Origin of the sequence: Virgibacillus aidingensis, from assembly GCF_010994035.1 — a bacterium.
GTDB lineage: Bacteria > Bacillota > Bacilli > Bacillales > Amphibacillaceae > Virgibacillus_N.
In genome coordinates, this window is record NZ_WIXN01000021.1 from 67032 (window position 1) to 77601 (window position 10570).

The window sequence follows — 10570 nt, forward strand, 5'->3', positions numbered from 1 at the left end:
TGACTTAAAAATGCTATCTAATGTTAATTAATAGTTAAATCTTGATAGTTATATTTAAACTAACTATAAAAAATACATTAAATTATCATCAAAACTTCAAAAAAAATAAAAAATATCATATGTTTTCTACTCCGATTGATGTAAAATGGTATTAAGAAAATTTAAAGGAGCGACTTGCATGGAACATTTTAAATTTGCCCCACAAGACAGTGAAACGATTGTTAATGCTATTGTGGAAGGGTATCGAGACTATATCGATCATCGTAAGGATCGAAACGAAAAAATGGCTATCAGCTCTGCTTTTGCATGGACGAAAGGAAACTTTATAGAGAGTAAAATTGCTGAAATCAGCCCTGGCCTTAACTTATCGTATAAGTTTGCAAAAGCAGGCCTGACCTGGGATTACTTGCAATTCATTCACGGTGATACGAAGAAACTTTTCCTTATTAAGAATGCAGCTTACTTTAATGAAAATTGCTTCTCACATGCTTTGTTACCTAATCAACAGAACAGCAAAGGGCATCTTAGAACATATCTCCACGAACTTTCTAAAATAAATCAAGGCATTGAATTTTCATCTGTTCAACAACCCCTGCATGCAAGTGAACAAGGGGAGCAACTATCCTTCTTTGTTGCGGAAAAACAAATAAAAGATGAACTTGAGCAAGTTCAAAATACGTATAATGAATTCCATATTCTCACCTATCAAATTGATGAGGCATACCAAATTTCTGAAATAATGCATTATTTACCTAACCCGGAGAATAATATCGCATATAGAATTGAGGACCTCTCAAAATATATTTCCGGTTCGGAGTTAACCGATGAAGAACGTGAAGTTATTGCACCGGAACAAGACAGTGGTATAATTGATCCTGCAGCATATGATATAGGTATCTTAGAGAATAAGGATAAAGAAAGTAATTAGACATTTAGATAAGGAGAAGCGTTATGTTTATTGGTAAAAATTTAACTAACCTTCGTATCATGCATGGATATTCACGAAAAGAGCTCTCTGAAAAATTAAATGTAACAGAACAAGCTGTCTGGCAATATGAAAATAATTATACATCTCCCAAAATGCAAGGAGTTAATGATTTAAAATCTATCTTTAATGTAAAAAGTAAGTTTTTTTATAAAAAGGACATTTTAGGACGTTATTTTGAACCGGAAAACATTCCAATTATGAATATTGCTTACCGTTCCAAGGTAATGAATGTGATCTCCAAAACACAAGCAGAAGCCAAGCACGTCGAATACTTAGATAGTTTTATTAACTATCTGACGGCTAATTTAACTTTTCCATCACAAAAAATTATTCAATTAAGAAACGAGGTAATTAACTACTTAAATACTTCAATGGAAGATAGAGAAGTACAAATCAATAAGGCAGCTGAACTTGCACGAAGAAAACTGGGTTTCCGACATGATACAAATGACAATTTAATGTTTTTAGTAGAAAAAAGTGGCGTGTTCATTTTTGAAAAACCAATTGGGGAAGAAATTGATGCTTATAGCTTATGGACGAAACAAGATAGACCGTTCATTATACTAGGTAATTTAAAACGTTCGGCTGTACGCAGAAACTTTGATATTGCACATGAACTTGGTCATTTGTTACTGCACTATAAAGTGGAATTCACTCATCTCGATCGCAAAGAGCACAAGGCTATTGAAAAGGAAGCCAACCTGTTTGCCGGAGCCTTTCTATTACCGGAAAAATCATTTTTGGAAGATATGAAGAGCATTGCACGTGTCACAAATCCCGATGCATATATAGATTTAAAAAAGAAATGGAAAACTTCCCTGCAGGTTTTGGGCTACAGGGCAGCTAATTTGGGGATCTTAGATGCAAAAAAACACCGTAACTTTTATGCGGCGCTTCATCGGAAAGGATATCTAAAAAGAGAACCACTCGATGAATCTTTATCGATCCAAAAGCCGGAAAAAATTAAATCAATTATTGACTTAGTTTCTAAAAAGGGAATGATTGATATACGAGAGATGGTAGAAAGAGATTGGATGGTAGAAATTCCATTTTTCCACCGATTAACAGGTATTGATACGGAGTTTTTCTATAGTTATATGCATGACGACCAGGATTTTGGGTTAGCGGATGTTAAAGAACTTTCATCTGGTATTTCTAATTAACGAATAGGGTAGAACCTTAATAAGATGGGTTCTACCTTATTTTATTTGTTATTAATAACCATCTAATGTAATACCATCAATACACCTGCTGAGCTTTGCTTATTAGGCCATGTTTTATTCCGCTCTCAACTTTCCATTTCGATAATATCATAATATAGTGTCAGCTTTTGCCTGTTCATATCATTGACAATGTCGGTGTAGCGGGCAGACATATTTTTCATGGTGGTGTTGGACGCGTTGTAGTACTGCCGGTTTTCTTCGGTTTGTTTTTCCATAGCTTTGATGGCTTCTTTAATTATTTTTCCTTCGCTGTTCTGAAATTCACTCTTCACTACTTGGTTAAGGTTCATTGCCATATTATCCAACTTTTCCAGTCTGGAAGTAAATGCATCTGCTTTATAGGTCAGGTCAACTTCTGTGTCAAAGTGATATAGCAAAGTCTGCTGCCCGGTTTCCATTTACATTCCTCCCACTAAAATATAGTATTGGCGATTTCTTTTTCTTCTTCAAACAACTGCTCAATGGTATTTCTAATAGCAGTAAGGGTTGCTGTTGTTTTTTCAATATCACTTTCCATATATGTAAACATATTTTCAAATGGGGCACGGAATCCGTTATTGGGGAGTGGCTCTATGTAATCATGGACGTAAATTTTTCTAAGGTGATAAAATTGCTTTGTATCGTAGGTGAAATTTCCAAGGAGATGCTGGTAAGCATATGGTCTGGATTCCATGTCATCGATTTGCTCCATTAAATTCTTCTTCCTAAGCTCGAAATCCTGCAGGTATTCCATTTCATAATGCTGTTTCAGCTGATTTAGCAAGGTCTGCTTCTCCTCTATCAGGGACATGCCTTTTGTATAAATACGTGTGGCAGAGGAGACATTGACGTCGATCTCTTCCCCGTCTACTATTGCTGAAAAAATAAGATCACCGCCTGCAGTATATCTCTTGTTTTCCATTATACCAAGTGCCCCGATTACCGATCCAAGTCCATGTGCATCAACTGCACTGTTGAAAATGCTTTGTAATTCACTTGTTTCACCAAGGATTACATCTATTCTGCTTCTAGAACTGCTAAAATCTCCTTTTATATCTGTAATAACACTTCTGATTTGAAATATCTGAACGGCTGTTGGCAAAGAAAGAAAAGCGTCAGCTGTGTCGAAAATAGATAGCAAATCCTGCTCCAAACCTTCCAGTTCTGTTGTTATCAAATTCTTCTCCTCTATAGTTATATAGTTCAAATCATGCAATGTATCCAAAATGCCCGGCAGCTGTGTGTAGAGCATTTGCACATAATTAATGACCTGCGGCAGCTTATCCCTGATATCCCTGGCCATGGCTGAGAAATCCGATACAAGTCCCGGCAGGTTTTGCACATAATCCCAGCCTTCATACTCAATTAAGTCATCAATGAAAGCTCCGTCAATTCCTGTCAGCTCTTGAATGAAGCCGTCAAAACCTCCCTCATTATATGCTCCTGAGTAATTTTTAGCCAAGTAAACCTGTATATCTCTTACTACTTCATCCGGAAGTGCTGCGATTAATTTATTAATGCTTTCTACTTCTTTGTTGGGGAAGGCGTCTATTTTGGTCGTTTCACCCACATTGATAAATCCCCGGACATTGCTGGCAACGGCATGAAGAAAGTCTTGTTCTGTGATGGTGTGGTGGATGTTTTTACCGCTATCTTTGTAGTAATCTTCGGTGAATTCTTTTAGGGATTTGGGATCTATATCGTATATTGCTGTTAAATCGAATGGGTTAATGCTAAATTTTTCATTCAGTTCTTCAGCAAAATCATCGTCTATTGAGTATAATTGATAGAATGTAGGAGGTGCTGGATTTGTAGTATAAGTTGAGTCATAACGCTCAGTGGTCAATTGGATTAAAGTGTTCAAATTGCCTCCAAGCGAGTGGCCAAGTCCAAATTTCTTTAAATCAATATTATACGATACTTCTTTTTTGTTTAATATTAATTCAGTAACCTTCTCATCAAAATTTATCGCTGCAATATACTGGTTACTGTTTCGCCCTACAAAAATCCCCATTATATTATATAGCCAATCTTCAGAGCGCCAAGAATTATCCTCTGTCAATTCGCTTCCTCTAGTTATGGTATACGTTTGATTGATACCTATTTCATCATAAAAATGTATTATAGTACCCTTAAATCCATTTGCTTCTGATTCATCAATAATATCAGCAGACTTATAAATATTTATTGTAGAGGGTGGTTCTTTCCCAGTCTCTTCAATAAATATTTCCTTTACACGATCTTTCGTTATTTCATCATACTCTAGTTCCATAATTCGGTTTCGTAGTAGTTTAGTATCTAATACCTCTTCATTTTCCAATTTTATCACCTGACTTTATTCTTCCATTTTAAATTCAATAGATTCCATAATACTCATTACTTCTTTCTTTATATTATTTAAATTAATATTATTATCCTTATTATTATCAGAAATAACATTGTACCTTATTGACACAGCTTGATCACTATCATTTGACATAACTATGACAAGGAAACGATTTGTGGTACTTTCCCCACTTTGAGTAACATACTCTGTTGTTGCAAAATGAATTGTTTTATCCTCATACTCACTAGCTTCATAATCACCTTCATAACCAGTATGAGCTGCTAATATTCCCTGTAACCCCCTAAGATCACTTGCAATACTTCCCGCATTATATGTAGCTCTTACATAATAAGTATAATTATTTGTTTCTTCATTTTCTCCAAACTGAATATATTCATAGTTGTCCCCTGTACTTTCATAAAAAAGTTGATCCATTTTCGCATTCTCCGGATACATCATTGTATATCCGCCTGTCTTCGATTCAAATAAATAATAACCATCTTCCACTTCTTCTAAAGAACTCATAAACTCACGTGTGAAGTCATCCTGAAAAGCAATCACGTCCGGCAATTCAGCAGGATCCATTTCGGAAATATCTTTTTGACCCAATACGTTACAACCTCCTAATAAAAACAATATAAATACACCGAGTACAATTTTTGATTTTAACAAGGAGAAACTCCTCTCAATAATTGGTAAACTTTTCATTATCGTACCATAATTTTGATGTGAGAATAATGAATTAACTGCAAAAATAATAAAATGGTTCTTTTGTACTATTACATGATGTGGTAAAAAACATAGTTGGTAAGAAAAACTGGGGAATAAAACGGAGTTCTAAGTTATTTAAATTCAATAGATTCCATGATTTTCATTGTTTTTTCCTGAATAACCTCTAAATCTATATCACCAACACTATCCTTATCAGTCATATATGCCATAGATACAGATTGATCACTATAGTTTGACATAATAATCCCAAGAAAATTATAAGAAATAATTTCTCCATCTTGATCGAAATACTCAGAAGTTGCAAAGTGAATTGTTTTGTCATCATATTCTATTGATTCATAATTCCCTTCGTAACTAGTTCGGGCTTCGAATACACCCTTTAATCGATTAAATTCACTAGATCTACCACCTTTATCGTATGTCGCTCTTACACCATATTCATGATCATTTGTTTCTTCACCCTCTCCAAACTGAATATCTTCAAACTTATCGTCAGGCATTTCATAATATAATTGATCCATTCTTGCATTCTCTGGATACTTCATAGTATATCCACCCGTCTTGGACTCAAATAAAAAATAACCATCTTCCACCTCATCTAGAGAACTTATGAATTCACGAGTAAAATCATCCTGAAAAGCAATCACTTCCGGCAAATCATCAGGATCCATTTCGGAAATATCTTTTTGACCCAATACGTTACAACCTCCTAATAAAAACAATATAAATACACTAAGTATAATTTTAGATTTCAACAAGGAGAAACTCCTTTCAATGATTGATAAATATTTCATTAATCGTACCATGATTTTAATGTGAGAATTACTGATTAACTGAAAAAACAATAAAATTGGTGCTAAAAAACGGAGAAATAAAAAAATACTAAAGTTATTTAAATTCAATGGATTCCATTATTTTCATTGATTCATTTTGAGCGGTCTCTAAATCAGTACTTCTACCTTTTCCAAAAATCACGTTATACCTTACAGAAACTGCTTGATCACTACCATTTGACATAATTACTGCAAGTAAAAGATGTTCATCACTCTGTCCGCTCCCATCAATATCTTCTAATGTAGCATAATGAATCGTCTTATTGTCATATTTCATCGATTTATAATCACCTTCGTAGCCAGCGTGCGTCGATAATAACCTTAACAGCCTTTCCGATTCATTTGCCCTTTCACCTTCATCATATGTAGCTCTTAAAAAATACACATAATTATTTGTTTCTTCATTTTCACCAAACGAAATTGCTTCATAATTAGCTCCTTGCATTTCAAAATACCCTTGATCCATTTTTGCATTCTGCGGATACATCATCGTATATCCGCCTGTCTTCGATTCAAATAAATAATAACCATCTTCCACTTCTTCTAAAGAACTCATAAACTCACGTGTAAAATCATCCTGGAAAGCAATCACATCCGGCAATTCAGCAGGATCCATTTCGGCAATATCTTTTTGACCCAATACGTTACAACCTGCTAATAAAAACAATATAAATAAACTGAGTACAATTTTTGATTTTAACAAGGAGAAACTCCTCCAATGATTGGTAAATATTTCTTTATCGTACCATATATCTGATGTGAGAATAATGAATTAACTGTAAAAGCAATAAAATGGTTCTTTTGTACTGTTACATGATGCAGTAGGAGAACATAATTGGTGAGCAAAACTTGGGAGTTAAAAAGGGGTACCAAAGTTATTTAAATTTAATAGATTCCATTATTTTAATCACTTTTTCCTTAATAACATCTGAATTCATATCAGCAACACTATCCTTATCAGTCATGTAATTCATCGAAACAGATTGATCGCTATTATTTGACATAATGATACCAAGAAAATTATATGTTATAATATCCCCGTTTTGATCTTCATATTCCGATGTAGCAAAGTAAATCTTTTTATCATCATATTCTATTGTTTCATAATCTCCGTCATAACTTGTTCTAGCTTCGAATACACCTTGCAATCGCTTAAACTCACTTACACTATCTCCTTCATTGTATGTCGCTCTTACACCATAATGATGATCACTTGTTTCTTCACCTTCTCCAAATTGGATTGCCTCTAAATAATCTCCAGGCATTTCATAATAAATCTCATCCAATTTCGCATTCTCCGGATACATCATCGTATATCCGCCTGTCTTCGATTCAAATAAATAATAACCAGATTCCACCTCATCTAGAGAACTTATGAATTCACGAGTAAAATCATCCTGCAAAGCGAACACATCCGGCAATTCAGCAGGATCCATTTCGGAAATATCTTTTTGACCCAACACGTTACAACCTCCTAATAAGAACACTGTAAGTAAGCTGAGGACAATTTGTGTTTTCAACAAGAAGAAACTCCTTTCAAACATTGGTTGAGTTTTTTTCATTGTTGTCTTTTCAATTAAACTCAATGGACTCCATTACTTTTTTCACTCCATTTTCTATACTATCTAAATCATAGTCACATCCGATTTCTTCATCATCACACAATACATTAAGCGTATATCTAACAGCTTGATCATTATTTTTGGATTGTATAAAACCAAAAAAGCGATATGTACTTGACTTCTCTGATAAATCTTCAAGTTCAGTAACATGCTTCATAGTTCCAAAATAGATATCTTTATCTGTATATTCCAACTGTTCAAACTCCCCCTCATAGCTTATACTACTGGATAAAAGATCTAGGTATATATCAGTATTCTTAGTGTCTTTATTTTTATCATAAGTTGCTCTCACATAAAAAGGAATTTCAGCATTCTCATTACTATGTCCAAATTGAATTGTTTCAAATGTATCCTTATTTTTTTGATAGTATGTTTGATTCATTGTTGCATTCTCCGGATACATCATTGTATATCCGCCTGTCTTCGATTCAAATAAATAATAACCATCTTCCACTTCTTCTAAAGAACTCATAAACTCACGTGTAAAATCATCCTGGAAAGCAATTACATCCGGCAATTCAGCAGGATCCATTTCGGAAATATCTTTTTGACCCAATACGTTACAACCTGCTAATAAAAACAATATAAATACACTGAATACAATCTTTGGTTTCAACAAGGAGAAACTCCTCTCGATAATTGGGTAGACTTTACATTCTAGTACTTTATTTTTGAAGTCGGAGTAATTAATTAAATGTAAATCTGTAAAATAACTCTTTGAGGATGCTTTATTATGAAATTTCCTTTACATAACCATAGTTACTACTCATGATTCTATTTTCATCGATTTTGTACTAGCACTTCTTTACTCTCCAATTTTATTCATTCATATTAAATTCTATGGACTGTATTAATTTCATTACTACATCAGAAGCTTCATGCAGGTCACTTTCATAATCGATATCATTGTTTTCAGTAATTACATTGTAGGTAAATGAAACAGCCTGACTACTAGTTTTAGATTTTACCAAACCAAAGAATCTATCTGTACTATTTGTACCAGTATCAGTAACGAATTGCATCGTAGCAAAATAAATGGTTTTATCATTGTATTTCATTTCTTCATAATCACCGTCGTAGTTTACAGAACTTGATAGCAGTTTTAATAAGTTTTCAGGTTCTTCCGTTCTTTCCCCTTCATCAAATGTAAACGTAGTATAGTAAAGAAAATCATTCGAAGATTCATCCTCACCATACCGAATTGCCTCAAAGGTTTCCCCACTTTTTTCGAAATACCCTTGATCCATTTTCGCATTCTGCGGATACATCATCGTATATCCGCCTGTCTTCGATTCAAATAAATAATAACCATCTTCCACTTCTTCTAAAGAACTCATAAACTCACGTGTAAAGTCATCCTGAAAAGCAATCACGTCCGGCAAATCAGCAGGATCCATTTCAGCAATATCTTTTTGACCCAATACGTTACAACCCCCTAATAAAAACAATATAAATACACTGAGTACAATTTTTAATTTCAACAAGGAGAAACTCCTCTCAATAATTGGTAAACTTTTCATTATCGTACCATGATTTTAATGTGAGAATTACTGATTAACTGAAAAAACAATAAAATTGGTGCGAAAAAACGGGGAGATAAAAAAGATACTAAAGTTATTTAAATTCAATGGATTCCATTATTTTCATTGCTTCATTTTGAATGGTCTCTAAATCAATATTCTTATCATCGTCGTTAGAAATGGCGTGATATCTTATAGAAACCGTTTGATCACTATTATTTGACATTATTAATGCAAAAAAAAGATTAGATATACTTTCTCCACTCTTGGTAACATACTCTGAGGTAGCAAAATGTATTGTTTTATCTTCTAATTCAATGTTTTGATATTTACCGTTATAATTAGCATCCTCGGACAGCATACCTAGTAATGAATCAACATCCTCTCCCCTGCTGCCTGACTCATAAATTGATCTTACAAAATACTGAAATTCATTCGTATCCTCAGCTTCCCCGAATTGAATTGCTTCAAATGCCTCACCTGGCATTTCATAATAAATCTCATTCATCTTCGCATTTTTCGGATACATCATTGTGTATCCGCCTGTCTTCGATTCAAATAAATAATAACCAGCTTCCACTTCTTCTAAAGAACTCATAAACTCACGTGTGAAGTCATCCTGAAAAGCAATGACGTCCGGCAAATCAGCAGGATCCATTTCAGCAATATCTTTTTGACCCAATACGTTACAACCCCCTAATAAAAACAATACAAGTAAGCTGAGTATAATCTTCGTTTTCAACAAGGAGAAACTCCTTTCAATAATTGGTAAACTTTTCATTATCGTACCATAGATCTGATACGGGAATAATGAATTAACTTCAAAATTAATAAATTGCTTTTTTTCTGTTACATCATGTATTAAGAGAACGTAATTGGTGAGCAAAACTTGGAGTTAAAAAGGGGCACCAAAGTTATTTAAATTCAATAGATTCCATTATTCGCTTTCTACTTCTTTGTTGGGGAAAGCATCTATTTTAGTTGTTTCACCCACATTGACAAATCCCCGGACATTGCTGGCAGCAGCATGAAGAAAGTCTTGTTCTGTGATGGTGTGGTGGATGTCTTTACCGCTATCTTTGTAGTAATCTTCGGTGAATTCCTTAAGAGCTGCAGGGTCAACATTGTAGATAGCTGTGGAATCAGCAGGGTTAAGGTTAAATTCTTCTCTTATAGCTTCATTGAAGTCAAGGTCTATTGAAGTTAGCTGATAAAAAGTCGGGGGTGCTGGGTTAGTTGTATAAACTTTGTCGTAACGTTGCGTAGTTAATTGAATTAAGGGTTTGTCAAATAAAGTGTGTAAGTTAATTCTTACTCAAGATATTTTAAAACCCGATCTTTAAGATT

12 protein-coding genes are annotated in these 10570 nt (G+C 34.0%); 2 read left to right on the forward strand and 10 right to left on the reverse strand.

Annotation, left to right across the window (positions count from 1 at the left end; genetic code table 11):
- Positions 1-178 precede the first annotated feature (178 nt).
- Both GHD25_RS15910 and GHD25_RS15915 read left to right on the forward strand, forming a co-directional pair.
- Positions 179-928 carry a spr1630 family ClpXP-sensitive toxin gene (locus tag GHD25_RS15910; RefSeq protein ID WP_164218645.1) on the forward strand — a complete coding sequence of 250 codons (750 nt, stop codon included), beginning with the start codon at positions 179-181 and terminating at the stop codon, positions 926-928.
- 23 nt (positions 929-951) lie between these two features.
- Complete coding sequence (locus tag GHD25_RS15915) at positions 952-2151, forward strand: spr1629 family repressor/antitoxin (RefSeq protein WP_164218647.1); 1200 nt, start codon at positions 952-954, stop codon at positions 2149-2151.
- 125 nt (positions 2152-2276) lie between these two features.
- Here the strand turns inward: GHD25_RS15915 and GHD25_RS15920 are convergent, their stop codons facing one another.
- The 10 genes from GHD25_RS15920 to GHD25_RS20440 form a co-directional block, all read right to left on the reverse strand.
- The gene (locus tag GHD25_RS15920; RefSeq protein WP_164218649.1) at positions 2277-2609 is read right to left on the reverse strand and encodes a hypothetical protein; all 333 of its coding nucleotides are present in this window, start codon (positions 2607-2609) and stop codon (positions 2277-2279) included.
- Positions 2610-2623: 14 nt separating this feature from the next.
- Positions 2624-4462 (reverse strand): DUF6792 domain-containing protein, encoded by a 1839-nt coding sequence (locus tag GHD25_RS15925; protein ID WP_164218651.1) that lies wholly within the window; start codon positions 4460-4462, stop codon positions 2624-2626.
- Positions 4463-4525: 63 nt separating this feature from the next.
- Positions 4526-5188 (reverse strand): hypothetical protein, encoded by a 663-nt coding sequence (locus GHD25_RS15930; protein ID WP_164218653.1) that lies wholly within the window; start codon positions 5186-5188, stop codon positions 4526-4528.
- 170 nt (positions 5189-5358) lie between these two features.
- Complete coding sequence (locus GHD25_RS15935) at positions 5359-5943, reverse strand: hypothetical protein (protein WP_164218655.1); 585 nt, start codon at positions 5941-5943, stop codon at positions 5359-5361.
- Between the two features lie 193 nt (positions 5944-6136).
- Positions 6137-6784 (reverse strand): hypothetical protein, encoded by a 648-nt coding sequence (locus GHD25_RS15940; RefSeq protein WP_164218657.1) that lies wholly within the window; start codon positions 6782-6784, stop codon positions 6137-6139.
- 172 nt (positions 6785-6956) lie between these two features.
- Positions 6957-7544, reverse strand: a complete 588-nt coding sequence (locus tag GHD25_RS15945) for a hypothetical protein (protein WP_164218659.1) — start codon at positions 7542-7544, stop codon at positions 6957-6959.
- Between the two features lie 109 nt (positions 7545-7653).
- The gene (locus GHD25_RS15950; protein ID WP_164218661.1) at positions 7654-8322 is read right to left on the reverse strand and encodes a hypothetical protein; all 669 of its coding nucleotides are present in this window, start codon (positions 8320-8322) and stop codon (positions 7654-7656) included.
- Between the two features lie 199 nt (positions 8323-8521).
- Positions 8522-9184 (reverse strand): hypothetical protein, encoded by a 663-nt coding sequence (locus tag GHD25_RS15955; protein WP_164218662.1) that lies wholly within the window; start codon positions 9182-9184, stop codon positions 8522-8524.
- 133 nt (positions 9185-9317) lie between these two features.
- Positions 9318-9965, reverse strand: coding sequence for a hypothetical protein (locus GHD25_RS15960; RefSeq protein WP_164218664.1), 648 nt, complete (start codon positions 9963-9965; stop codon positions 9318-9320).
- Between the two features lie 195 nt (positions 9966-10160).
- Positions 10161-10532, reverse strand: a complete 372-nt coding sequence (locus GHD25_RS20440; protein ID WP_462943886.1) for a DUF6792 domain-containing protein — start codon at positions 10530-10532, stop codon at positions 10161-10163.
- Between the last annotated feature and the right edge of the window lie 38 nt (positions 10533-10570).

Bases quoted from the DNA above. Each gene is read 5' to 3' on its own strand.
- GHD25_RS15910 (WP_164218645.1), top strand. From the start codon at position 179: ATGGAACATTTTAAATTTGCCCCACAAGACAGTGAAACGATTGTTAAT.
- GHD25_RS15915 (WP_164218647.1), top strand. From the start codon at position 952: ATGTTTATTGGTAAAAATTTAACTAACCTTCGTATCATGCATGGATAT.
- GHD25_RS15920 (WP_164218649.1), bottom strand. From the start codon at position 2,609: ATGGAAACCGGGCAGCAGACTTTGCTATATCACTTTGACACAGAAGTT.
- GHD25_RS15925 (WP_164218651.1), bottom strand. From the start codon at position 4,462: ATGGAACTAGAGTATGATGAAATAACGAAAGATCGTGTAAAGGAAATA.